Origin of the sequence: Paenibacillus sp. PK1-4R (assembly GCF_030369595.1) — a bacterium.
In the GTDB taxonomy this organism is placed as follows: Bacteria; Bacillota; Bacilli; order Paenibacillales; family Paenibacillaceae; genus Paenibacillus.
Map to the genome: position 1 here is coordinate 5932651 of NZ_CP126535.1, position 26215 is coordinate 5958865.

General features: G+C 45.7%; 19 protein-coding genes and 1 pseudogene. 2 read left to right on the top strand and 18 right to left on the bottom strand.

Annotated features, from left to right (window positions below):
• Positions 1-107: 107 nt before the first annotated feature.
• From QNO02_RS25890 to QNO02_RS25940, 11 genes and pseudogenes are all read right to left on the bottom strand, one after another.
• Positions 108-1469, bottom strand: a complete 1362-nt coding sequence (locus tag QNO02_RS25890) for a GH1 family beta-glucosidase (protein WP_091038517.1) — start codon at positions 1467-1469, stop codon at positions 108-110.
• 16 nt (positions 1470-1485) lie between these two features.
• Positions 1486-3867, bottom strand: a complete 2382-nt coding sequence (locus QNO02_RS25895) for a glycoside hydrolase family 95 protein (protein WP_289390397.1) — start codon at positions 3865-3867, stop codon at positions 1486-1488.
• Positions 3868-4056: 189 nt separating this feature from the next.
• On the bottom strand, positions 4057-5754 hold the full coding sequence (locus tag QNO02_RS25900) for an ABC transporter substrate-binding protein (protein ID WP_502921842.1): 1698 nt from the start codon (positions 5752-5754) through the stop codon (positions 4057-4059).
• Between the two features lie 286 nt (positions 5755-6040).
• A complete protein-coding gene (locus QNO02_RS25905) occupies positions 6041-7744 on the bottom strand; it encodes an ABC transporter substrate-binding protein (RefSeq protein ID WP_289390398.1) in 1704 nt (567 codons plus the stop codon).
• 376 nt (positions 7745-8120) lie between these two features.
• Positions 8121-9379, bottom strand: a pseudogene (locus QNO02_RS25910) (extracellular solute-binding protein).
• Between the two features lie 141 nt (positions 9380-9520).
• Entirely contained in the window at positions 9521-10423 is a 903-nt protein-coding gene (locus tag QNO02_RS25915; protein ID WP_289390399.1) for a carbohydrate ABC transporter permease, read from the bottom strand.
• A gap of 14 nt (positions 10424-10437) precedes the next feature.
• Positions 10438-11421: an ABC transporter permease gene (locus QNO02_RS25920; protein WP_289390400.1), complete on the bottom strand. Its 984-nt coding sequence runs from the start codon at positions 11419-11421 to the stop codon at positions 10438-10440.
• Positions 11422-11699: 278 nt separating this feature from the next.
• On the bottom strand, positions 11700-14609 hold the full coding sequence (locus tag QNO02_RS25925) for a glycoside hydrolase family 2 protein (RefSeq protein WP_289390401.1): 2910 nt from the start codon (positions 14607-14609) through the stop codon (positions 11700-11702).
• A gap of 174 nt (positions 14610-14783) precedes the next feature.
• Positions 14784-16382 (bottom strand): response regulator transcription factor, encoded by a 1599-nt coding sequence (locus tag QNO02_RS25930; RefSeq protein ID WP_289390402.1) that lies wholly within the window; start codon positions 16380-16382, stop codon positions 14784-14786.
• Entirely contained in the window at positions 16375-18165 is a 1791-nt protein-coding gene (locus QNO02_RS25935) for a sensor histidine kinase (RefSeq protein WP_289390403.1), read from the bottom strand. The genes QNO02_RS25930 and QNO02_RS25935 overlap by 8 nt, the downstream gene beginning before the upstream one ends.
• Positions 18166-18383: 218 nt before the next feature.
• A complete protein-coding gene (locus QNO02_RS25940) occupies positions 18384-19562 on the bottom strand; it encodes an MFS transporter (RefSeq protein ID WP_289390404.1) in 1179 nt (392 codons plus the stop codon).
• A 143-nt stretch (positions 19563-19705) separates the two neighbouring features.
• Here QNO02_RS25940 and QNO02_RS25945 point away from each other — a divergent pair, with 143 nt between their 5' ends.
• On the top strand, positions 19706-20317 hold the full coding sequence (locus tag QNO02_RS25945; protein WP_091038503.1) for a TetR/AcrR family transcriptional regulator: 612 nt from the start codon (positions 19706-19708) through the stop codon (positions 20315-20317).
• Between the two features lie 97 nt (positions 20318-20414).
• Here the strand turns inward: QNO02_RS25945 and QNO02_RS25950 are convergent, their stop codons facing one another.
• The 5 genes from QNO02_RS25950 to QNO02_RS25970 form a co-directional block, all read right to left on the bottom strand.
• Positions 20415-20837, bottom strand: coding sequence for an OsmC family protein (locus tag QNO02_RS25950; protein WP_036606882.1), 423 nt, complete (start codon positions 20835-20837; stop codon positions 20415-20417).
• Positions 20838-21115: 278 nt separating this feature from the next.
• Positions 21116-21862, bottom strand: a complete 747-nt coding sequence (locus QNO02_RS25955) for an amino acid ABC transporter ATP-binding protein (RefSeq protein WP_133387173.1) — start codon at positions 21860-21862, stop codon at positions 21116-21118.
• 16 nt (positions 21863-21878) lie between these two features.
• A complete protein-coding gene (locus QNO02_RS25960; RefSeq protein WP_017692207.1) occupies positions 21879-22523 on the bottom strand; it encodes an amino acid ABC transporter permease in 645 nt (214 codons plus the stop codon).
• A 32-nt stretch (positions 22524-22555) separates the two neighbouring features.
• Positions 22556-23407: a substrate-binding periplasmic protein gene (locus QNO02_RS25965; RefSeq protein WP_091038500.1), complete on the bottom strand. Its 852-nt coding sequence runs from the start codon at positions 23405-23407 to the stop codon at positions 22556-22558.
• Positions 23408-23521: 114 nt separating this feature from the next.
• The gene (locus tag QNO02_RS25970; protein ID WP_091038498.1) at positions 23522-24154 is read right to left on the bottom strand and encodes a TetR/AcrR family transcriptional regulator; all 633 of its coding nucleotides are present in this window, start codon (positions 24152-24154) and stop codon (positions 23522-23524) included.
• 214 nt (positions 24155-24368) lie between these two features.
• Here QNO02_RS25970 and bacA point away from each other — a divergent pair, with 214 nt between their 5' ends.
• Complete coding sequence (bacA, locus tag QNO02_RS25975; protein WP_017692204.1) at positions 24369-25178, top strand: undecaprenyl-diphosphate phosphatase; 810 nt, start codon at positions 24369-24371, stop codon at positions 25176-25178.
• A 269-nt stretch (positions 25179-25447) separates the two neighbouring features.
• Here the strand turns inward: bacA and QNO02_RS25980 are convergent, their stop codons facing one another.
• Positions 25448-25630, bottom strand: a complete 183-nt coding sequence (locus QNO02_RS25980) for a hypothetical protein (RefSeq protein WP_091038496.1) — start codon at positions 25628-25630, stop codon at positions 25448-25450.
• A gap of 223 nt (positions 25631-25853) precedes the next feature.
• A complete protein-coding gene (locus QNO02_RS25985; protein WP_017692202.1) occupies positions 25854-26180 on the bottom strand; it encodes a thioredoxin family protein in 327 nt (108 codons plus the stop codon).
• Positions 26181-26215: the final 35 nt, after the last annotated feature.

The following is a 26215-nucleotide window of genomic DNA, read 5'->3' on the forward strand; positions in this document are numbered from 1 at the left end:
AAAAAGACGGCACATTGGAATACTCCAATGTTACCGTCTTTTTCAACTTCAATAAGGGAACCATATATAATGAGGACCTGCTTTACCCTTAAAACCTGCCACCCAAACTATTGGGGATTATGTTCGTTCCGTGTCTCCAACCAGTTATTCTTGATGACGTTCTGATACCAGTAATAACTCTCCTTTGGTGTTCTCACGAGTGAACGATAGTCCATGTGAACAAGACCAAAACGCATGCGGTAGCCTTCTGCCCACTCGAAATTATCCATCAGTGACCATGCCATGTACCCTTTCAGGTTAATGCCGTCATTAATGATGCGGTGAATTTGAGCCAAATGCTGTTCATAATATGAAATCCGGCGATCATCGTTGATTTTTCCGTTCTCCAGGTCATCATTGATGCAAGCACCATTCTCTGTGATATATACATCCACATTGCCGTATTTTTGCAAGTAATGCATAAATTCATACAAACCACGTGATTCCACGGGCCAGCCAATATCGGTTTTGGTGAGGCCCATATCAACTTCTTCCGATTGCAGAGCACCTGCCTCCGGATTGAAGCGATTGATCCCCATCGTGTAATAGTTAATGCCGAGCAGATCGATCGGTTGTGAGATGATCTCCATATCACCTTCCTGAATTGGTACGGTAGCACCCGCTTCTGCAAACCAATCCACCATAAACTGCGGATATGAACCTTTGTAGATTGGATCAAGGAACCAATCGGTATTAAGTGCAATCGATCGGTCACACGCAGCTTGGTCCTCAGGAGATTTGCTGTACGGCTCAGCCCAGCATACGTTCGGAGCAATACCAATCTGACCCGTTGTTCCCAAGCGACGGAAGGATTGAACGGCTTTACCGTGAGCGACCAGCAATCCATGAGCAACATTGATTGACGTCTGCAAGTCTTTGTTTCCTGGCGCATGAATCCCGAGAAGGTTTGACAGGAACGCGATGCACCATGGTTCGTTGAATGTCAGCCAGAAGTTGATTTTGCCAGAGAATTCTTTGAAGATCACTTCGGCATATTTCACAAAAGCGTCTACAGTTCTGCGGTTGCCCCAGCCTCCGTCATCCTCCAGCGTTTGCGGAAGATCCCAGTGATACAGTGTGAGGAATGGTTCAATTCCAGCCTCGATCAATGCATCCACGAAGCGGTGGTAGAAGTCCAGACCTTCCCGATTGATCTCACCATCTCCGTCAGGAATAATACGTGGCCAGGCAATGGAGAACCGGTATGTATTAATCCCGAGTTTCTTCATCAGTTCGATGTCTTCCTCATACCGATGGTAACTATCACACGCGACATCTCCATTATCTCCGTTATATACTTTGCCAGGTGTGCGCGCAAACGTATCCCAGATGGATACCCCGCGTCCACCTTCCTGTGCCGCTCCTTCTATTTGATAGGAAGCTGTTGCTGTACCCCAGCGAAAATCTTGCGGAAATTTAAAAATGGTCATGGTTGGCTCCTCCGTCTCATGATGACACGCGGATCGTCTGTCCTGCGGTCATGGTTAAAATAATTACATAATCGCCCTGAGGCGTAAGCTCTGCCTTGGCTTGTTCGTTTCCTTCCACACGCAGCGGATAAACACTGCGAAGGGTCAGCGACTCATTTCGATCTGCCTTAATAACCGCTGACACAAGCTTGTTGTCCGTCCACGTTATTGCTACCGTATAACCACCTCTTGCACGAAGCCCTTCAACACGACCATGAGTCCAGAGTTCAGGCAGTGCAGGCAGTAAATGTAACTCGTTCAAGTGGCTCTGCAATAACATCTCCGCGATTCCAGCCGTGCCTCCAAAATTACCATCAATTTGGAATGGTGGATGGTCATCAAACAGATTCGGATGTGTGGATCGAGCCAGCAACGTGCGCACAAACTGATGTGCCTGGCTGCTATCCAGCAGTCGTGCATACAGATTGATCAACCATGCACAGCTCCATCCTGTATGCCCGCCACCTTGTGAGATACGACGTTCAAGTGATACCCGTGCTGCTTCTACCAATTCCGGTGTGTGTAATCGATTGATCTGCTCCCCCGGATACAGTCCATACAGATGGGAGACGTGACGATGTCCTGGTTCAGATTCAGCAAAATCTTTAAACCACTCCAGCAATTGTCCTTCGCTTCCAATTCGGAATGGATAGAGTTTGTCCAGAGCCTCACCCCACTCGCTCGCCAATGACTCATCTAGATTCAATTGCTTCGCGGCCTCAATACAGCGGCTGAACAGTTCACGAATTAACGTCATATCCATCGTTGAAGCCATGGATATACTGCGTGCCTCCCCAGCATCTGTGAGAAACTTGTTCTCAGGTGAAGTGGATGGAATCGTAACCAGATAACCATTGGGCCCTTCCACCAGCCAATCGAGACAGAATAGCGCCGCCTCTTTCATGATGGGATACGCACGTTCCTCAAGAAAACGCTGATCCCCGGTAAATTGGTAATGCTCCCATAGATGCGAGGTTAACCATACGCCACCCATCGGCCAGAAAGCCCAGCTTGCATCTCCACCTGTCGGTGTAGAGGTTCTCCAGATATCCACGTTATGATGAGCAGTCCATCCACGAGCTCCATACAGAATCCGCGCCGTTCTTCGTCCTGTATCACTTAGATCGGTCAGCATATCAAACAGCGGCTCATGACATTCACTGAGATTGCAGACTTCTGCCGGCCAGTAATTCATCTCCGTGTTGATATTGATTGTGTAATCACTATGCCATGGCGGCTCCACCTGATGGTTCCAGATTCCCTGCAGATTGGCAGCCTGGCTGCCCGGACGCGAACTAGCCATTAACAGATATCTTCCATATTGAAAATAAAGTGCCTCCAGTCCAGAGTCTTGTTGCCCTGCCTGATAAGCCTGCAGCCGCCCATCTGTAGGTAATTCGGCGTTAGCCGATACCCCTAGATCAATAGAGACTCTGTTAAACAACGCGCTATGATCCTGAATATGTCGGTCACGAAGCGCTTCCGCGTCATGTGTGGTCGCTTTGAAGATCATCTCCTTGCATTCCTCTTCCAATACAAGATGATCCTTCACAGGCAAAACATCATAACTTTCAAAGGACGTAGCTGCTGCCAGATAAAACACAACCTGATCAGCCCCCTGAATATGTAACCTGCCTTCCAGATTGGAGACCTTCACCTGATCGCCAGATGCCGTAAACGCTACACGGACAGCATAAGCCGTCCCCCGATCCTCTTCATAGAGGACGGATTCCGGGTGATCCCTGAAGTAATTGGACTCCACATGACTTGGGCACCGACTGAACATGGTTAGAGCATCTCCCGAAGTCTCAACGCGATAAGGATGGGGACTGTCTAGCGTAACACCTACACTCACAGCGCCCTTCTGATCAGCAGTCAATGTGCAGACCATTAGATCATCCGAAGCGCTGGAATACACTTCACGTACGTATTGAGTTCCTTCTAATGAGTAGGTTGTGGTTGCAATACCCGATTCCAGATCAAGCTCCCGTTCAAATGCATCATATGAAAGATCATCCAGACCCTCATGGTGCAATAGAAAATGCCCCATCGGCTGGTAGGCCTCTACATCACGACCAAGCATTTCACGGTTCAACAAATCCTCAGCTTCACCATATTGCCCAGACATGATCAACTCTCGCGTCTGTTTCAAATACCGTTGGCTACTGTATTGAATCGTGTCCCGTGGAAACCCTGACCATAATGTATCTTCATTGAGCTGAATTCGTTCATCTGCTGCGCCACCGTACACCATGCCTCCAAGACGGCCGTTTCCGATAGGCAGTGCTTCTTCCCAGCGTTGCGCCGGTTGTCGATACCATAGACGATTGATTTTAGTTTGGTTATTGTGTTGGGACATGATTAGCTCCTGTTCCTGAATCAGCTGTATATTTCTTATGACATAAAACGTTTTCGGTAAGTGCTTACAATAATAAAATTATATGTGATTTCAAAATTTGCGTCAATGCAAATCATCACAGCATTCCACAAAAAAAAGGCCCCATATAGGGCCTTTCCTTGTGTAACCATGGATTGCAAACCATCCATATTATTTTACGTCTTTTCCTGTCCACAGTGAGACACGTTCCTTAACCCAAACCGTAAATTGTTTCTCCATTTCAACTGCACCAGCTTTGTCCAATTCAGCCAGGAAAGCATCATATGTTTTGTCAAAATTCTCAGGAGTAGTAAGAACAGCTTCTGGAATCCGTTTACGAACGATATCTTCTGTTTTCTTGAATGTCACCTCATAATCTGTATCTGAAGGTACTGGCATATTATATGCTGCCCCCCAGTCTTTGACTGGCAGATCTTCTTCAGATGGATAAAACTCTTTCCATGTTGTGATGCCATAGGCTTTCAACGTTTCTTTCTCGGCAGTTGTGTAACCAGCTATAATCTGTTCAGGAAAATTCGTTGTGTAGTAGTTATCCGTAGAATCTTTTACACCATCACCGTATCTTGCGCTAAATACGTTGTACATCCCAATTCCTGTTTCCTTACTGAAATTGGAGTTGTCATTTGTTTTGCGGTCCTGTACATCATCTGGAATCACGCGTTTACCATCTTCTACGTTGTAATGTTCACCTTCGATACCCCAGTTTCTCAGAACTTGTCCTTCATCGGAAGCAAGCCAATCCATGAATTTGATAATACGCACTGGATCTTTGGCCGAAGTTGTAATCCCGATGCCATAACCGTCAAATCCGGCTGGTTGGAACGTGTGATCCACAATTTCATCGTTAAGTGATACAGAGAAGTGAGCGTATGTGGCATCATCCTTGCCCGATGATTTGAGCGCGTTCTCCGCTTCTTGATAGTTCCACTCTTGGTCAATCAGCCCTAGAACACGGCCACTGGCAATTTTGGATTTATATTGGTCATCCTTTTGGACGAATGTATCTTTGTCCAAAAGTCCTTCATTATACATTTTGTTCAACCAACGGAAATATTCTTTCTCCTCTGGACGTTTATAGTGAAGCATCGCTTCGTATGTTTCAGGATTAATGTAATATTCTCCATCATCTGGTGCACCCGTTGCTTGGAAGGCCGGGTTCGTTACCGTAATCATGATCTTCCAATCATCCGCATTCAACGTCAATGGAATTGTTGGCTGACCATCAATGGTTGGATGTTTTTCATAATAGGCTTTCAGCACATTTTCATAATCTTCAAGTGTCTTCACCTCAGGGTATCCGAGCTCTTTCAATACTTTTTGTTGAATTTCGAAACCACCTGTAGCATCGAACGTAACATTATCAACACCCATATTAGTCGGAATGGTATATATTGCTTGATCCTCCAGACTGTATTTCAAACGGTTCATTTGTTCTCCATAGATTTTTTTCAAATTAGGAGCATGTTCCTCAATCAAATCGGTGAGGTCCAGCATCGCGCCTGCATCCACAAGTTTAGATAGGTTACCTTTAGGGTAAATTATATCAGGATAATCACCGCTTGCAGCCATAAGTGCTACCTTCTGGTCGCCGCCATTGTTTACATCATACTCAGCTTCAATTGTAACGCCTGTTTGCTCCGTGATCTTTTTACCAACATCATCTTGCATCTTGTTCCAAGTTGGACTAGCATCCGCCCCGAAGAACGTGACTGTAATTGGTTCGGTTCCGCTGGACTCTTTAGTCTCTTTGGTTCCCGAATCCCCACAGCCAGCTGTTACCAACATCGCACTTGCTAGCATCAACATAGCAAACGTCTTGGGTGTATTACCTTTCATTTTGCCTCTCATTGTCTAGTTCCCCCTATAATTTATGAAGGTTTTATCTGTATAACAAGCCTTAAGGCCTGAGGATACCACTTTCATTGAATGCGCTTTCGATTCAATCCATTCTGACCTTTTGTAAAACTAGCTAACAAGCATAAAACGTTTTCGTAACAATTTATATACAACTACTGAAAGTGCTTACATGATAGATTATATGCTATCCGTCACCCTACGTCAATAACAAAAAAAGCCCATTCTTAAGGGCTTTTTTTGTTATGAAAATCAATAGCTTTTATGCCTTGTTTCAAATTTATTTCACATCTTTTCCAGTCCAAAGGGAGACACGTTCTTTGACCCATACCGTGTATTGTTTCTCCATTTCTACTGCACCAGCTTTATCAAGTTCAGTCAGAAGACTATCATACACGCTGTCAAAGTTCTCAGGCTTGGCAAGGATAGCTTCCGGGATCCGTTTACGTACGATATCCTGTGTTTTTTTAGACGTCACTTCATATTCTGTATCCGAAGGTACTGGCATATTATATGCTGCGCCCCAATCTTTCACTGGCAGATCCTCTTCAGATGGATAAAATTCTTTCCAAGTGGTAATGCCATAGGCTTTCAACGTCTCTTTTTCGGCAGGGGTATAACCAGCTTGAATTTGCTCAGGAAAGTTAGTTGTGTAGTAGTTATCTGTGGAATCTTTCACGCCGTCGCCATATCTTGCACTAAAAACACTATACATACCGATTCCTGTTTCTTTCGTAAAGGCAGAGTTGTCATTCACTTTGCGCTCCTGAATATCATCCGGAACAATACGTTTTCCATTTTCAACTTTATAATGCTGACCTTCAAGGCCCCAGTTTCTCAGAATTTGACCTTCATCGGAAGCAAGCCAATCCATGAATTTAATGATACGTACCGGGTCTTTCGCGGATGTAGTAATGCCGATGCCATAACCGTCAAAACCCGTTGGTTGAAACGTGTGATCCACAATATCCTCGTTCAAGGATACAGAGAAGTGAGCGTACGTATGCTCACCATTGTTAACTGATTTCAACGCATTCTCAGCTTCACCATAGTTCCATTCTTGGTCGATCAAACCGAGTACACGACCACTGGCAATTTTGGACTTGTATTGGTCATCCTTTTGAACAAATGTATCTTTGTCCAGCAGACCTTCATTGTACATTTTGTTCAACCAGCGGAAGTATTCCTTCTCCTCCGGACGTTTGTAGTGTAGTATTGCTTCGTATGTTTGAGGATTAATATAGTACTCACCATCATCTGGTCCACCCGTTGCCTGAAAGGCCGGGTTCGTTACGGTGATCATGATTTTCCAATCATCTGCATTTAATGTCAGTGGAATTGTTGGTTTACCGTCAATGGTTGGATGTTTTTCATAATAAGTTCTCAGTACGTTTTCATAATCCTCAAGTGTTTTTACTTCAGGATAACCAAGCTCTTTTAACACCTTTTGCTGGATTTCAAATCCGCCAGTTGCGTCAAAAGCAACGTTATCTACACCCATGTTTGTCGGAATCGTATAGATCGCTTGGTCTTCTAAGCTATATTTCAAACGGTTCATCTGGTCACCATAAATCTTCTTTAGGTTCGGAGCATGCTCATTAATTAGATCCGTCAGGTCAAGCATTGCGCCTGCATCTACAAGCTTCGACAAGTTTGCTTTAGGATAGACAATATCAGGGTAATCACCACTCGCAGCCATTAGAGGAATCTTCTGATCGCCTCCGTTATTCACATCATACTCAGCCTCAATTGTAACCCCTGTTGCCTTGGTAATCTCTTGACCGACAGCATCTTTCATGTTATTCCAGTTTGGACTTGCATCTGCACCAAAGAATGTAAAGGTTATTGGGCTAGTTGTATCTCCAGAATCAACCGGCTTTTCTGAAGCGTTAGTTCCTCCTCCACTTCCACTGCATCCTGCGGTAATTGCAAGTGCACTGGCTAACAGAAGCATTGCGAATGTTTTTGGTGTTTTGCCCTTCATGTGTAATCCCCCTTATGGATATAATGAAGCTGTATATTTGTATAACAGGCTGACCTGCACATACCGTGACCAGATGAAACGAATGTAATTTTCTTGTTTTTATAACATTAGAAGCGTTTTCTGAAAAATAAAAAAATGTTCTTCTCTTTCCTTACTTCCTCTTCATTCCTGCACGTGTTTACCTTGAGATTCAAGTCTATATCACGTGATTCAAAAGCAAATGTAAGTGCTTTCATAATTGAATAATAATCTCTCCTATATCCCTTGTCAATAGTGATTTTCTAAAATTGAAAACGTTTTTTAGAAAACGTTTTAGATAAAAAAGAACTCAGAATATCTGGGTTCTTTTTCGTTTTAAATCTGACTGGCTAATCGTTTATTTATCCTCTTCACCGCTCCACAATTGAACACGGTTTTGAACGAGTTCAGTATATCGTTTCTCCATATCCTCTGCTCCTGCTTGGTTCACTTCTGCAATCATGCCGTCATAGATCGCATCGAACTGTTCAGGAGTACTCAGAATGGCTTCCGGGATACGCTTCCGGATGATATCCTATGTTTTCTTGAAGATAACGTTGTAGTTGGAGTCACCTGGTGTTGGCAGATTGTATGCTGCTCCCCATGGTTTGATTGGGAACTCGTCTTCACTCGGGAACAGATCTTTCCACGTAGTAGCACCGTAAGCTTTGAGTGTTTCTTTCTCTGCATCGGAATATCCTCAATCCTGGTCAATGACACCAAGAACAAGCCCACTTGCAATTTTGGATTTGTATTGGTCTGTATTTTGGATGAAGCTGTCCTAATCTAGCAATCCAGCGTTATACATACGGTGCAACCAGCGGAAGTACTCTTGCTTCCTCTGGAAGTTCTGTAATGAAGACTTACTTCATAGGCCTCTGGATCACCGTCACCCGGAGCAACTGTTGCCTGGAAGGCAAGGATCGTTACGGTAATCATGATTCTCCAATCATCCGCGTCCAGTGTTAACGGGATAGTTGGCTGACCTTCAATTGTTGGGTGCTTCTATACGCCTTCAGTACATTCTCGTAATCCTGAAGTGTACGCACTTCCGGGTATCCGAGCTCTTTCAGTACGCGGTGCTAAATCCCAAATACACCAATGCGTCAAAGTACTTCTGGTCTACAGCATAATACGTCGGCAGCACATAAATAGCCTGATCCTCATTGCTGTATTTCAACCGGTCCATGTAACTACCATGTAGCTTCTTCAGATTGGGAGCATATTTGTCGATCCAGATCTGTCAGATCGAGCATTGCTCCGGCATCCACCAGTTTGCTAAGCTTTCCTCTGGGTGAGACGATATCCGGATAGTCTCCGCTCGCCGCCATTAAGGATATTTTATCCTGACTACTACTAACGGCAAAATTCACCGTTAAGGGTTATCCCTTTTTTACTGTAAGGACTTTACCAACTCATCCTTCATGCCATTTCAGTGCGGACTGGGATCAATGCTGAAGAAATCAAAAGTAAGTGGAGTTTCTATGCGCTTGTATCCCTGAACGACGTATCACCGCCGTTTCCTCCACCGCAACCTGCGAGTAAAGACATGCAAACACTGGTGCCGCTGCAATCTTCAATTTGGAACTTGCTATTATGGTAATCTCCCTGTTTCATATGTCTGTTTGTCCGGGACTTTTTATCCCTGTCTATAGATTCATGAATACCACACCGCAGCCATATACGGTGAAGCGCAGACCAAATGGCTGCGTTTCGGGTATCCTGATGCTTCATTTGTAGCTGCCTGTACCAGCTATCTTATGCTTTTACTGCGCCTAGTGTCATACCGCCAACAAAATACTTCTGAAGGAACGGATATACAATCAGGATTGGAACCGTTACAACGATTGTAATCGCCATCTTGATCGATTCCGGTGAAATCTGTGTCATTTGCTGTGCCATATCATTGGCATTCCGTCCAGCACCTGAGCCTTGCTGTGTACTCTGCAGTACTTTCATCAGCTCGTACTGAAGTGTCGTGAGATGTGCTTTTGAACCATTGTAAAGATAAGTATCAAGCCATGCATTCCATTGGCCTACCGCCAGGAACAAAGCGATGGTTGCGAGCACTGGTTTACAAAGTGGTAAAATTATTTTGTAATAGATTGTAAAGTCGTTCGCTCCGTCCAATTTCGCCGATTCCTGCAAGGCATACGGCAGACCATCAATGAATGAACGGATGATGAATACGTTAAAAGCACTGATCATGCCTGGCAATACATATACCCAGAATGTACCGATCAGATTCAGGTCACGCATCAAGAGGTACACCGGAATCAGACCACCGGAGAAATACATCGTGAGTGCAAGCGTTGTAGAAACGAACTTTCTTAGACCAAAATCAGGTCTGCTCAGTGTAAATGCGATCATTGAGGAACTGATCAATCCGAGCACGGTACCTACAATCGTACGCAGAATGGAAATTTGCAAACCTTGCAGTAACCCTTCATATTGAAAAATCGTTTTATAATTCTGTAACGTGAACTCACGGGGCCATAGGTATATTCCACCGCGTACCGTATCAGCTGAGTTATTTAAAGAGATCGCAAGTACGTTAAGGAATGGATAAAGCGTTACGATCAGCACCAAGGTCATCGCAAGGATGTTGAATATATCGAACACTTTATCGCCCCGAGTAGCATTAAATGCTTTGTTCGCCATAGTGACTCCCCTCTCTACATGATGCTTTCTTTGGTGATTTTTTTGAACAAGCCGTTAGCAGTAAACAGAAGGATGATACTGACAACGGAGTTGAATATACCTATGGCTGTACCATATGAGAATCGCCCCAAATTCAAACCATAATTGAGCGCATATAAATCAAGGACTTCCGCGTAGTCGGTAACAAGACTGTTGCCCAGCAACAACTGTTTCTCCATTCCAATACTAACAAGATGCCCAATAGACATGATTAGTAGTACGGAAATCGTAGTCCGAATGCCAGGCAGCGTGATGTGCCACATTTGTCTCCAGCGGTTAGCTCCATCTACACGGGAAGCTTCATACAGCTCTTGGTCGATACCCGTGATCGCCGCCAGATAGATGATGGCATTCCAACCGGTTTCCTTCCACATATCTGAAGCGGTTACAATGTACCAGAACAAATTCCCCTTGGCCATGAATTGGATCGGCTGATCGATAATGTTCAGTCCTACCAATAGATCATTGATAATCCCGCCGTCGGTGGAGAGCATCTTGGTGATAATCCCTGCCACAACGACCCATGATACAAAGTGAGGCAGATATGATACCGTTTGCACGGCACGTTTGAAGAACATGCCTCTCATTTCATTCAGGAGAATAGCGAAGAATATCGGCACGATAAAACCGACAACCAGTCCCATCAGGCTCATTGCAAGCGTATTTCGAAGTACCAGATAGAAACGATCATCACTGAACAGCTCTACAAAGTGTTTAAAACCAACCCACTCTTGATCACCAAATGATCTGGCAGGTTTATAATTTTGGAAAGCCATCGTCCATCCCCATAGTGGCAGATAGTTAAATACGAAAACCCAAGCTACGAATGGCAATGACATGAGATAGAGATATTTCTGCTGTTTCATTCTGTCCCAAATTCCGTTCCGCCGATTCTTTAAAGGCGGTTTGGGGTCACTGCTTCTGTTCGCGGAAGCGGATTTTTTTGTTAGCGTTTCCATCTCCGTTCCCCCTCCTCTGTTTTATAAAATAATCATACTCGATAGAGCGTTTTCAAAATACCATCTGGATTTTAGAGAAAATCATATAAAAATTAGATATAGACATATATAATCAGACATTAATTCGTTAAAATCAGTGATAAATCCTACTTTTAAATGAAATAAGAGTAATATTAAGGTAAGATATTATCTAAAGTGGTAAATATCGAAAACGTTTTATAGTAATCGTTTACTTCAACTACATGTCATACAAAAAGGACCCTTTCGGGTCCCTATGATTACAATGTAAATTGAATGGTTTGCAGTTTAACGATGCCGAGTAGTTGCGCTACGGATATGGAGGTTGCTGGACGGAATTGATCTCCATTCAGATAGGCAAGTATCTCCTTAAATAAGTAGGCGGCTTCCGGACGCTTCATTACAGCCAGATTGGCAAACGGAAGTGAGGATACCAAAATCTTGCCCTTCCCTACTTTTGCCTCAAAGGCATAAGCGAGTCGTTTGGCCCGATGGAAATGGTCCACCACTTCGATCAGCGGCTCAACCCCGGGCAACGTATCCAAACATATCGCTGGTGTACCGTTCACCAAGTGATACCAATGCCAGTCCGAAGCCCCATCATGCGGGAAGGAGCCTAGTAGTGCTAGCCGATCTCTCAGATACATGCCCATCGTTGCACCAGGCTGCGTAGCAAACATCAGGTAATTCCAGAATACAGGCAGATACTTGGTCTCCACTGAATCATATAACCCTTCTGCGGTCGGCTGTAGCCAAACACTTCCCCCGTTGACCACATAATCAACGACATTGGGTGTTAACGACTGAACGATAACCAAGTCAATCTCCCGATTTTTCAACAACTGAAATCCATCGATACGATCTACGCTATCATCATGCGCTTCACCCAGGAATGGCTTCAACTCTGCCACGGTATTCCAGAACCGATTCGAACTCGGATGAAACTGATAAAAAGGAAACGACCAGCCATGCCATACATTCGCTACAGTTCTTTCCAAATCGCCTGATTTCAGCTCCGCTTCGATCCGAAAAGCTGCTGCCCCTTCATGAGGAGCGGTAGCGACGATGCTTCCCAGTGACATGACAGACCCACATTGGATATTTCCGGTCTTCCATTCCCCTTCATTAAGTATCACATCATTGCTTATTAACCTCCACTGAATGACCGCGTCCTCAAGCGGCTCCTTACCGTAGTGAGAGATGCGTACATCAACATGAATGGGTTCTCCAGCGTAAAATGTACGCTCCTTGCAGCTTAACAACAGCACCACATCTGCGTTGAATCGCATGAATTCATCTGGTGTTGTAATGCCTTTATCATCCCAAAATACGTCCAGAATACCCGTCGTAGCATGTCCCTGCCCTGGAAAATCGCGAATGTCCAGCAGCTGTACGCCCGCAGCGTCCGGTGTTCGCCGAATCCGCTCCATGGCTTCTTTTAAGGAACGTACCAGATGGGTACCACTGGCCTGTTGAAAATGCTCCAGGTCCTCCATCATGCCTTTGTTTGTTAACGATTCTTCGATTGGTCGTAACCAGCTAGGACGCAATACGCCCGTATACTTGGCTCGCTCTTGGGGACGCACATACATGGTGTACTGTGCATGTTCGTGCCCAATGACGGGATGCTCCGCAAGCCGGGTGACTGAATGATAGTCCAGCGTGGTATCCGGCACAGCAGAATATGCGGATTCCAACGGGGGATGCCAGTTCAATGACTGAATATAATAATCACCTTCCCGCCCTTGCGCCGGAAGCTGTCCAAAACCTGTATTGTCCGTATATAACCGGGTTGGGTCCATATCCCTTGCCCTCGATACTAATGCATTGAGTTCAGGGTGGCCATTCGGACCAATGAGTTCATTCCCCATGGAGAACATGACAAATGAAGGATGTCTATGCAGCGACTGGAGCAACCTGTCCAGTTCTTGTGTCAGATAGGACAACACTTCAGCTGGCGCAGACTGATCCGATTGCTCAAAGAAACGAGACCAATGTGGAAGTTCTGCCTGTACCAACATGCCCGCTTCATCAGCCGCCTCCCAGAAAGGCTCCGGCGCGCTCCACCCATGCAGTCGGACATGATTGAAGCCATACGATCTGGCGATTCGAAATTGCTGAAGATAATGCCCCTTGTCCCAGACGGGATAACCCGTCAGTGGAAAGATACAGCAATCGACGTACCCGCGCAGATATACTGGTGTCCCATTCAATTCAAGCTGCTTCCCGTTTGTTGCAAAGGAGCGAACACCAAATGATTGCTCCAGCCGATCCAGTTCCTGTTCACCGTTACACAGACGAATCACTGCCTTGTATAATTCAGGGGATTCGTCCGACCATCTTGCGATAGAGTTGCCTGTCCCCAGTTCCAATCGCCACTGATCTATTAAAGCGTTGCTTTCAGTTACACCTGCTGAGCTTATATCCACATGCGCTTGAACACTCAGATTCACATTACAACTAGATCGATCAAGCCATGTGCCGTCTGGATGCTGGATATCCACATGTAATTGCATTGATCTGGCTGATTCATTTGAGGGAGCGCTTACAGTACAATCAATCAGAAGGGTTCCATTTTCAACATCTGGTTGAATCCGTAATGTCTGTAATCGGCATGGGGGCAGAATATCCAGATAAACACCACCTGTGATTCCCCCCCAGGCTGTGGCCGTATGCAATGAATGAATATGGCTACCAGCCAGCGGAAGTTTCATCGTATTATCCACGCAGATCTCCACCCGATTCACTTCTCCCTGCTTCACCAGAGAGGTAACATCCCACTTCTGTTGATTCAGCAGACTATCCTGCTGCCCGGCATACTGTCCATTGATCCAGAGATTCGTTGTCCATCGGACACCTTCCAATCTGAATACATAGTGACATCCGGGGTCGTCTGATGGAACATGAACATCCTGAGCATACCAGGCTGAGCCTTCATACTCGCGAACCTTGGTCCAGGTATCGAGCCTTTCATATTCAGGCTCATCTCCGTATCCTTGCTCTTCCCATGAACCGGGAATCTGAATGGTCTCCCATAATGTATTTTCACACTGTGAAGGCGGTGATATCTCTTGTTCAACGAGTTCATCGGACTCCCGATCCAAACGAAACTGCCATGTTCCTTTTAAGTTCAATGTATGACGTACAGCACTTGTATCAGACAAATTCATATCGTACAACCATCCCTTCATCTGGATTCTTGTAAATCCAGTCTAAGATGTGAAACATTCCGTGACCATTGCTTATCATGGGAAGTGCATGGACAATATGATGAATCTGGAATTCCTCTGCAATACCGAAAACGTTTTACATAAGAGGCAAGGGCAAGGCCCAGCACTCCTTACTTATTCCTCGTTTGTATCCGTAGCCGTTCCTTTCGACGAAGATTGGGTTCTGGCCTGTTTGTAAGCGGAAGGGGATTCCCCTACATATTTCTTGAACTTACCGTGGAAGTAGTCCACATTTGCATACCCCACTCTAGCCGCGACCTGATGGACCTTTAGTCCTTCATCCAGCAATTCCTTGGCTTTTTCCATACGAACCTTGTCCAGAAATGCATTGAAATACTCTCCTGTATGATTCTTGAACAACTTACCCAAGTAACTGCTGTTATAGTTAAACACTTCAGCAAGTACCTCTAGCTTGAGATTTTCGCCAGGGTTACGCTGGATAAATTCAATCATCTGTTTCAATACAGTATCCTTGCTTCCCCCACCCATACGTTGAATAAGTCGATTAAAATGTTCCGCTGCTATAACTTTGAGATCAGACATCGTCAATTGATGATAGACTTCATTAATCAGAACCGAATGTTCCTGCATAATGGAGTGCATATGTTGATTCGTCGCTGCAAGCTTGTTGAACGCTAGAGAGAACACCTGTGAGAAGGCCGTTTTGATGGCTTGCTCTGTTCGGTGATATGGGACCAAGCGCTCTTCCATCTCACCCAGTACCCGCATGACTGACTCACTACTGCGGATATCTAACGCATAATACAGCTTGTCCGCGAGTTCGTCCTCAACTGGCTCATGTGTTCCGTCCACAGCTTCAACTCCTGGCTTAACAACGTCTTCGCCTTCGCTACCTTCAGTCCACAACATGATCCGTTTCTCCGTGAACAAAAAGCGTTCACCGAGTATACGATTCGCCTGCGTGTATGACCGGGCAATTTCAGAAGTGGAATGTACGGGTTCACCTGCAGCACCATACATGTGAACCTCCCATTCTCCAAGAAGTCCTTCCAGCTCATCATACAGATTTCTTGCAGATGACTCGGATGTGATTGTTTCCTTACTTAACAGTCCCAGACCTGAATGGAACGAGAATACAATGCCTCGTTCGTTCTGGTCAAATGCTTCAATCAGTTTGCGTTTCATAACACTTCCCCGTTGCAGGTCGGGGGCCGCATGCATCTCAAACAGTACAATCTGATAGTGAGGCCAGTGCAGCCCCAGGCTATCTTCTTCCATGCTGCCCGCACCCTCCAGACTGTCAAAGAGCAAAGCCTCAATCTGATGCTCCCGATAGACGGTATCCTCACCAGCTTGACGTGCCATTGTCTCCCGTTCACGGGTCAGGATCGTAGCAATCCGCTCAAGTTCACCAATGATCTCTTCTTCATCCACCGGTTTGAGCAGATAACCATCCACACCAAAACTGATGGCTTTCTTGGCATAATCAAAATCCGCATAACCACTCAATATCAAAAAGTGCGAATCCGGATGATTCCGGCGCACTTCTTCAATCACATCCAGCCCGGTCATACCGGGCATGCGAATATCAATAATCGTCAGATCAGGCTCCAATTCCTCAAACCGAGAGATGGCCTCACGCCCGCTGGCAGCTGTAGCAATGACCTGGAATCCGTATTTTTCCCATTCGATAATGGTTGTCAGTCCCTCACGTATGCTCGGTTCGTCATCCACCAAAAACACTTTATACATGTTGGTCCCCTCCTGCTGGCAAAGTGAAAGAAACCTCGGTTCCTTCCCCATATACACTCTTAATCTGCAATCCATATGGCTCCCCGTACGTCAATGTTAAGCGTTGATGTACATTACGCATGCCGATCCGACTCTTCTCCTGTTCCTCCGGTCCACAGATAAACTGCATCACCTCAGCCAGTCGTTCTGGCGTTATGCCTGCACCATTGTCATCCACACGGATCTGCACAATGTTCTCTACTAAACGAATACTTATATGAACACGGACTGTACCCTCTTTGTTCTCCAGACCATGGACAATCGCATTCTCAACCAAAGGTTGAATAATCAAAGGCGGAATGTACATCTTCTCCACCTCGGGATCGATATGGATCTGGAATGCAAGGCGGTCGCCGTAACGAAATTTCTGAATTTCCAAATAGGAACGTACCATTTCAAGTTCAGCCCGGAAGGTTGTTTTTCCACTGCCAATCTCCAGACTCTTGCGCATCAGCTTGCCCAACAGCCTGACGATGTTGGCAATCTCTGCTTCTCCCTTAATATGCGCTTTCATCCGAATGGACTCCAGTGCATTAAACAAGAAATGTGGATTGATCTGGCTCGCCATCATTTTCAGTTTAATCTCTTTTTGGGCGATTTCCAATTGATTGTTCTGTTCGGTCGCTTCTACCACCTGCGTCATGAGTTCATTGATACTTTTCACCATATAGTTGAACTGTCGTGACAGTTGCCCAATCTCATCATTTCCATCAATCCGCGAAGTCACGTTCAGGTCTCCTAATGCAAGCTTGTTGAGGTGTTTACTCAGCCGGAGCAATCGGTTCGAAGTGAGGAACGAGATGATATATACGAATAATAGGGCGATAACCAGCACAAGGATAATGAAAATCATGCCGATCATGCTGACGGTGTTGGCGTCTTTGACGATATTTTTGGTGGCAAAAACCGAAATCACCTTCAGGCTATTCATGCTCGATCCAGGGCCCAGCTCATCAATAACAATATTAGATGGTTCCCCCCGGAAATCACCCTCTATGGTGCCTTTTGCCTGATTCTGCAGATCAACGCCAAAATCAAGCTCATCCAGCGTTTTACCCACAAGCTCGGTATTCTTGGCTGCAACCACATACCCCTGCTCGTCCGTAATCATCGTCTCGAACTGTTCCTGACGTAACAATCCATTCAGCTCATCCTGATTGATCACAATCATCAATACGCCCTCTGTCCGATACTCGGCAAAAGGTACTTTGCGCACCAGGCTGAGCTTGTGTACAGGATTATCTTCCTTGTCCGGAATGTAGAACCACCCGATGCTGGTTGTTTTCAGTGCCTGTTGGTACCAGTAGCTCTCTTCCGTCTGCTTGTCTACCGGGATGAATTCGAGGTTGTTGATCAATGTTGGGTTAGTTGAGTAAAAACGAATGCCCGCTATCTCACGGTACAAACGCCTGTACTCCTGAAAGTCTTTGTATGCAAGATACGCTGAGGTTAACTCCACAACGCTCTTGTACCGCTTATTCACGATCTCCTTGAGATCAGCATTAAACATTAAAAGATTGGATATATCGGTTGGTACACGCAGCATGGTTGCCGTCTGGCTCTTGATCTTGTCCACATTGATGATCGTCTGTCCTATTGCATTGTTCAGGGCTTGCTGGCGAAAATAACTGGTCACAGCAAGACCAACAATCAGGACCGGAATCATGACAACCAGTACATAGGAAATGAGCAATTTATGCTTTAATTTGAGATTATTAGTGGTTCGTATCAGCCTTTTAAACATGTCTGCACCTTCCGTCATCTGTATAAGCGCTTACATATAAACAGCAGGATCAGGATGTACTGTCCTCAGAATTAATCATACCACATAACCGCCAGAATTCGGATTGTCATTCCAATGGGTAATATATTGCCAGGCAACAAGCCAGCCTATCTCTAGTAGAAGAGGCCGCCATTAACATGGCGACCGGGCTTACCGAATTATTTTCTACTGACAGAAGTTCAGTGACTCCTAGATGGGCGAAATCCATATCCTTTGGCACGCCATGCAACAATCAATGCCACCAATGTTAAAGCCAAGATGGCCCAGTTAAATGACGAAGCTCCCCATTGATTCAGAAGAACACCTCCCGCCATTCCCCCAAGGGCAATAGCCAGATTCCAAACGGTGGTATTAATCGGCATGACGAGATCCACACCTTGTTCCCCAGTAGCTTGAGCAAGTGCAGTCTGTAACAGGGTAGCCGCACCGCCAAATGTCAGACCCCACAGCGCAACAGAACCAAAGACGACAACAATGTGCTCACTCCAAAGACCTAATACCAGGGAAATCAAGGCAAAGCCCGCAAGGCTCATGAGAACCAGCATACGCAACCACCGATCAATGAAAATACCTGTAATCCAGATGCCCACCAATGCCATCAGGCCAAATACAAGTAAAATGAGTCCAACCTTGGATTCCAAACCAACATCGGCGAGAAAAGGAGCAATATACGTGTATAAAATATTATGAGCCAACATCCAGGCCAAAACGACAGTTAAAATGGGTATTACACCGGGGGTGAACAGTACTTGCTTGACAGAGATACGCTTATCCGCTGACTGCCCCGGATAGTCGGGTACTTTCCAGAGCACCCAGAAAATCAGTACAAACGCCAGCAACGACATCAGCCAGAACACTGAGCGCCAGCCCATAAATGAACCAAGCAGCGTACCTGCCGGAACACCAAATGATAAGGCAATCGGCGTTCCAATCATAGCCACAGCCATGCCTCTTCCCTTGAGATGATCAGGTACCATGCGTAATGCATAACCACCAATTAGGCCCCAGGAGACACCTGCTGCAACACCGGCCAAGAAACGAGCGAACAGTGTCAGTACATAGTTTGATGAGAGGGCAGTAATGGTGTTGAAGACAAGAAAACCGATAATAGACAGAAGTAAAAGCGGACGCCGCCGCCAACCCTTTGTCAGAACCGCCACAGGTATGGCAGCAACCAGCGACCCAACAGCATAAAAGGTGACAAGCTGCCCCGCCCCTGCCTCAGAGATCTGCAGCCCTTTTTTTATTTGCGGCAGCAACCCCGCAGGAAGTGTTTCGGTCATAATGGCTATGAAACCCGCCATAGCCAGGGCCAGCAACCCCAACCACGGAAAACGATGAGAAGATATATCCGACATCTGTGCAGCTCCTTTTAAGATAGTGTAGAACAAGTAATCGAATTATGGATCGATCATTCCTTATATTATTCAGACCGTCTCACCTTGTCAATGACTTTTGGATCGATTAGTATATAATTAAGAAAAAAGAGGGGGGAACTCTTATGGCAAGAACGGGACGTCCGCGCATTTTCGACCGGGATGAGGCCCTATTACAAGCGATGATGCTCTTTTGGGAGCAAGGTTTCGAGGCCACTTCATTACTTCAGCTTCGAGCAGCCATGGGGGATATTTCAGCAGCCAGCTTTTATGCAGCCTTTGAATCCAAAGAAGCGCTGTATAAAGAAGCAGTAGAACGATATATGGATACGTTTGGACGTGTGACGGAAAGTTTCTCGGATCTCACGCTGTCACCCAGAGAAGCAATCGAAACAACTTTAAGAAGTACCGCAAAAATGCAAACAGACAGCACACATCCATCTGGTTGTTTAATTGTGCTGTCAGCCAGCACATGTTCTTCCAAAAACAATCATATCCGTGACATTGCCGCTGAGAAAAGAAAGCTGACTCGCAACCGCCTGCAGGATTGCATCCAGCGTGCTGTGGATGTCGGTGAAATTCCTGCTTCCACGAATGTACACATGCTGACCACCGTATTTGATACCTTTATGCAAGGCATATCTACACAAGCCCGCGACGGTGTTCCTCATGCAACGATCGATCAGGCTATCACGGAATTCATGGGCATCTGGAACCTTGTTCAACATCCAGCCTGACTTAAACCTACGAACTTTTGATAGGTTAGAAAAGCCAAAAAAAAGGCACTCCCACGATTGGAAGTGCCTTCTCAGAATAGAATCTGTATGTGTGCTATTAAGGACGAGGTGTACTTACCCCATTGAGGATCAGTTTAGGATGAATATCGGCACTCAGCGAAGCGGAGACTGCACAATATTTTTCCTCAGCCATCTGGATGGCTTTCCAGATGCGATAATCCGGAATATCCCCATCGACTTTGAAGATCAAATCAATGGATGTGAAACCTTTAGGCATCTCTTCACTGCGTGTGCCTTGCGCTTCAATCTCAATCGACTCAATTTTGTCCAGGAAAGCGTCCAGAATCATTGTGATATCGATTCCCATACAGCCGCCGAGACCAGCCAGTAACAATTCCATCGGGGTCGCACCCTTGCTGTCACCACCATAAGCAGCAGTGGCATCCATGCCAACAGCGTAGCCAGAGGGTCCTTCGGAAGTAAACGCGCGTTTGCCTTTCCATACGGTTGTTACATTCATGATGTTATCCTTCTTTCTTACAATAGTTTAAGTTCAAGCGAAAAAGGTTTGCACTTGCCACTCCGATGACAGAATAACCTTCCGATCGCTGTTATCCCCAGATTTTTTTGATTCCCTTCTTCAAGGGGAAAATCAGGAGATAAAGGCGCACGCTCCGCTTCTTCAGGTTTCTTCTGTCCTCTCCGTTCTTGTGCAAAAAGTTTAGTTGAACTGATATCGTTCACGACCTTAAATACCCGCTCCGGGTACGTTCGTTCTTCCGATTGCTGTTATCTTTATCAAAATTCAGTAATTTGTTGCAAGAAACGGCGGGTGCGCTCTTGCGTTGGATGTTCAAAGAACGCCTGTGGACTCGCCTCTTCCACAATTGATCCATCCGCCATAAAGACGATTTTGTTCGCCACATTACGGGCAAACTTCAATTCATGCGTCACGACCAGCATCGTCATGCCTTCCTCTGCCAGCTCCTTCATGACGGAAAGCACCTCTCCGACCAACTCAGGATCAAGAGCTGAAGTGGGCTCATCAAACAGCATCACTTCCGGCTCCATTGCAAGTGCACGTGCAATGGCGACCCGCTGCTGTTGTCCACCGGATAATCGGGATGGATACGCATCCTGCTTGTCCGACAAGCCCACCCGATCTAACAGAATCCGACCGCGTTCAGCCGCTTCGTCACGCTTGATTTTTTTCACCGTAACGAGACCTTCCATCACATTGCCCAGCACTGTCTTGTGCGGATACAGATTGAACTGCTGGAATACCATGCCGGTCTGGCGACGAATCTCCAGTACCCGGGCACGCTGGACTCGCAACGGATCTGCGCTGTTAACCACAACACCGTTCACTTCAATCTGTCCTCCAGACAACTCTTCCAGTCCATTAAGGCAGCGCAGTAAGGTACTCTTGCCGGAGCCACTCGGTCCGAGCAATACAACAATATCTTTGGCATCGACATGAAGATCGATGTTCGTAAGTACTTCATTTTTCTGAAAACGTTTGGTAAGCCCAGTTGTTGTAATCATCGGTTCTCTCCTCCTATCAGTAAGCCCGGGCCAACCGGCGCTCCACTTGTTCCAGAATGGCCGAGAAGCCGATACTCATGATCCAGTAGATCACACCAATTGCCAGATAAAATGGCATATTCAATGCATATTGTGATACCAGCAGCTGTGCTGAACGCAACAACTCGGTAACACCGATGGCCGCCACAAGTGATGTTTCCTTCAACATGCCAATAAAGGTGTTACCCATCGGCGGGATGGCAATACGCACAGCCTGCGGGAAGATAATCCGTCTCATTGCTTGAGCCGGGGTCATTCCCGTTGCATATGCAGCTTCTGTCTGTCCTTTTGGTACAGCCTGAATAGCTCCACGGAAGGTCTCTGAGAGAAATGCACCTGCGTTCAGACTCAGTCCCAAACAGGCAGCCGTGAGTGATCCCAAGGTCACTCCATAATCGACCAATCCGTAATAAATAACGAATAATTGCACCAGCAGCGGGGTTCCCCGCATGATGGATACATAAAACCTTGCGATCAACCTAAGCCACATCGGTCCCTTCAGACGAGCAATCGCAACAAGCACCCCGATGATGAACGCAAAAAACATAGAGATCACAGTTACATACAGCGTATAGTAAGCCCCCTTCAGAAAGAAGGGGATATTCTCAAATACCAGTTCCATGGGTCAAATCTTCCCTTCGCCTTGCAGGTTCATTATTGCGCAGGCTCTTCACCAAACCATTTTTTGAAAATGGTATTGTACGTGCCATCATCTTTCATGCCTTTGAGAGCATCATTCAGTGCTGCTACGAGTTCCGGATTGTCTTTGCGAACAGCAATACCTGCCTGGTCACTCTTAATAGCTTCACCTACAGCTTTGATATTCAATCCGTTGGCATCCACAATCGGTTTCAGAGCGTACATATTGTTAATTGTTGCGTCAATCCGCCCAGCATTCAGGTCTTTGAGTGAAGAGATGACATCGTCATAAGTTTTGATCGTGAAGTCTCCCACTTTTGGCAACACTTCATTACGCAGATATGATTCATCATTTGTACCCAGACCTACGCCAATCGTTTTTCCTTTGAAGTCTTCCAGCTTGGTAATATCGTTATTGTCTTCTTTTACAATAATTTTAACTTGGTTCGTAATATACGGATCACTGAAATCCAGTACTTTCTTACGATCATCGGTAATCGTCATTTGGCTGATAATGGCATCAAGCTTCTTCGCTTGCAGACTTGGTGTCAGACCGGAGAACTCTTGGGATACAAACTCAACCTCTACACCCAGACGCTTCGCAACTTCACGTGCGATATCGGCATCGTAGCCGTCCATTTCTTTCTTATCGTTCAGGAAGTTGTACGGTGCGTATGTGCCCATCATGCCCACTTTGATAACGCCAGCAGACTTGATCTGCTCCAGTTCATTGCTTGCCTGTGCACCATTTGTGCTTCCACCATCTGTTGCCTTACTTCCACAAGCACTAAGTACCAGCACGGTCATCAGCAGAATTGCTGTCAAAGACCAGCCTTTACGAGTTTTCGATCCATATGTTTTGTTCATTACGTTAACTTCCTCTCAGTCGTGTATTAATCTGGGTGTACATTTGGTTACTTTATTGTGACTAAACCGCAGTTGTACCCATTATTCCCTGCTATTTGTTTAATCATGTGAATCTTATGTGCCTAGCAGTCCGTAAAACTCAAAGCTTGCTGCCTCAGCTGCCAGCGATGAAGCTGTCATGGCTGAGAACTTGCTGTGCAACTCATCGGAACCGAACAACCAGCGTGATATCATGCCTTCAATCATGCTTACCAGTAGTGCTGCTCGAAGCGGTACATCCATGCCCTTAGGCAACATGCCGAGTTCGATGGCACGTTCCATATTGTGACGAAACGCCGTTTCGACAGCATTACGTGTCTCCTCGACCAGGCGTTGTACGGATTCTTCCGTCACGATACCTTTGAGCAACAGTTCCATAAAATAACGGTTCTTTGCAGCAAAAGAAAACATGTCGGTGAACAGCCTTTCCGATGCTTTCACCATATCCTCTACCGATCCGGCATCCTTGCGGTACCCTTGTCCAATCGCCTCAAGCAACTCCTCCTTGCCCGTTAAGACAATCTCCGAAGCAATGGCTTCTTTACTCTTGAAGTGCCAGTAGAACGTCCCTTGCGCCACACCAGCCTCGCGGACGATATCGGAAATTTTCGTCTGATGGTAGCCTTGGGTTGCAAAACGCTCCATCGCTATGCGTATTATTTGGTCCCGGCGTTCTTCACCGGGTTCCAAACCGTTGATTTTGGTCATTCACGTAACCCTCCCGATTGATCAGTCAGTCAGTTAAGTTATATCCTATGGGATAACTAGGTTTTTGTCAATATAGTTTTAAACAAATGGTTACAAGCATAAGTTGAAGTTGAGTGCATTTGTGATCATAATAGGTGATAGACTTGTTCAAATGAACAGGCATGGTCAAGCAGGACAGCCTGTGCTGTCACCTGCATTTCAAGGAGGAAGAGAATTGGACATTATATCATCCATTATTATGGGCATCATCGAGGGTTTGACTGAGTTTTTGCCCGTGTCCTCCACTGGACACATGATTCTGACTGCCCACTTGCTGGGTTTATCGGAGGACAACGAGTCAGTCAAAACGTTTGAGGTGGTTGTTCAACTCGGAGCTGTACTTGCTGTTGTTGTACTGTACTGGAACAAATTCATTGATATGTTCCGCTTCACCGGAGGGAGCAGACCTTACTCCCGCCGCCTCAATCTGGGACATATCTTCCTGGCGATGGTTCCTGCCGTAGTCATCGGACTTGTATTCCGCGACTGGATCAAAGCACATTTGTTTGGTCCGGAAACAGTGCTGTACAGCCTCGTTATAGGTGGTATATTAATGATCGTGGCCGAACGCTGGAGCCGTAAGAGTGGGCGGATTACTACCCATGATGTCGATGATATCTCCTACAAACAGGCATTCGCGGTGGGTATATTTCAGATCTTGGCATTGTGGCCAGGCTTCTCTCGTTCCGGGTCAACGATCTCAGGCGGTCTCTTTGCAGGGGTAAGCCGTGTAGCCGCTGCGGAGTTCACATTCCTTGTGTCTGTGCCAATTATGATTGGTGCTACGGGATATGACCTGTACAAAAGTATCGATCACCTGAACGGCAGTGATTTCCCAATCTTTGCGATTGGATTCATCGCTGCTTTCATCGTCGCCATGCTCGCGATCAAGACGTTCCTGTCCATTTTGAAAAAATTGAGCCTGACCGTCTTTGCTGTGTATCGCTTTGTCTTGGCAGCCGTGTTCTTTATTATTTTGATGTAAGCATTACAATTCAAGTAATTAGACAGGCAAAATCAATGGCGGCCTCACATTCCCTTGGGAAGCGAGGCCGCCATATTTTATATTCTGGGCTATGTTTCTGTTGCTTCACGATTCTGTTGCTGCTTCAGAGACAGGAATATCTGTAATTAGAAGAAGTCTAACTCTTCATTACTTCCTTCTTTGCTGAGTTGGATCATCAGTGATACCGAATAGGTTTACTATGTATCATGGACATTCATATTTATGTTCACTTCTGAAAAGCAGTCTGGCTAGTACCACTCTTTTACTTGAATGTTCCGGAGTTTCTTTCGACTCTTCAATCTCTCACGCAGATTATATCTATTCTCCTTTTGTTCCTGCAGCAGTTGTTTCACTCCAATCATCAACAATCGATATCTCCGGTCATCATTGTGACTTAATTGGTGCATTTCTTCAAAAATTTCATTCTTCATACGGATCTTGTTCACTCCAAATATTCAGTTTGTTCTCACAGTATACATGGGAGCACTGAACAAATTCTAAACAAGCGTTGTTTCTCAACTTCAGTTTTTCGAATGCACATTTGAATGCACATCATGCGTGCTGGAATGAAACAGAAAAACCCCTTCCTGTCACAGGACAAGAAGGGGTCTTCTTAGCTAAGTTAATTAACCAAACTGCTGAGCCTTCGTACGCTTAAACTTTGGATTCAAGCGTCTCCAGATACTCGGAGATTTGAGCAGGTGTTTTAGCCCATTTGCTATGCAGATGTGCGATTTTCTTGCCGTTCTGGAAGACGAGCAGGCTTGGAATGCCGCGTACACCGTTCTCTTCGGCAAACGGCTGGAACTTCTCTGCATCCAGGGCATAGAAGGTTTTGTCCGTATGTTGATCGATAACATCCCCGATAAAACGATCCAGGTTTTTGCAATCCGGACACCAGGTTGTATCAAATTTAATGACGGTAAAACCATCAGAGTTAATTGTATCCAAATACTGTTGTTCACTTTGAATTCTTTCCATATGTCTTCTCTCCCTTATATGTTCCTTTTTTGGCT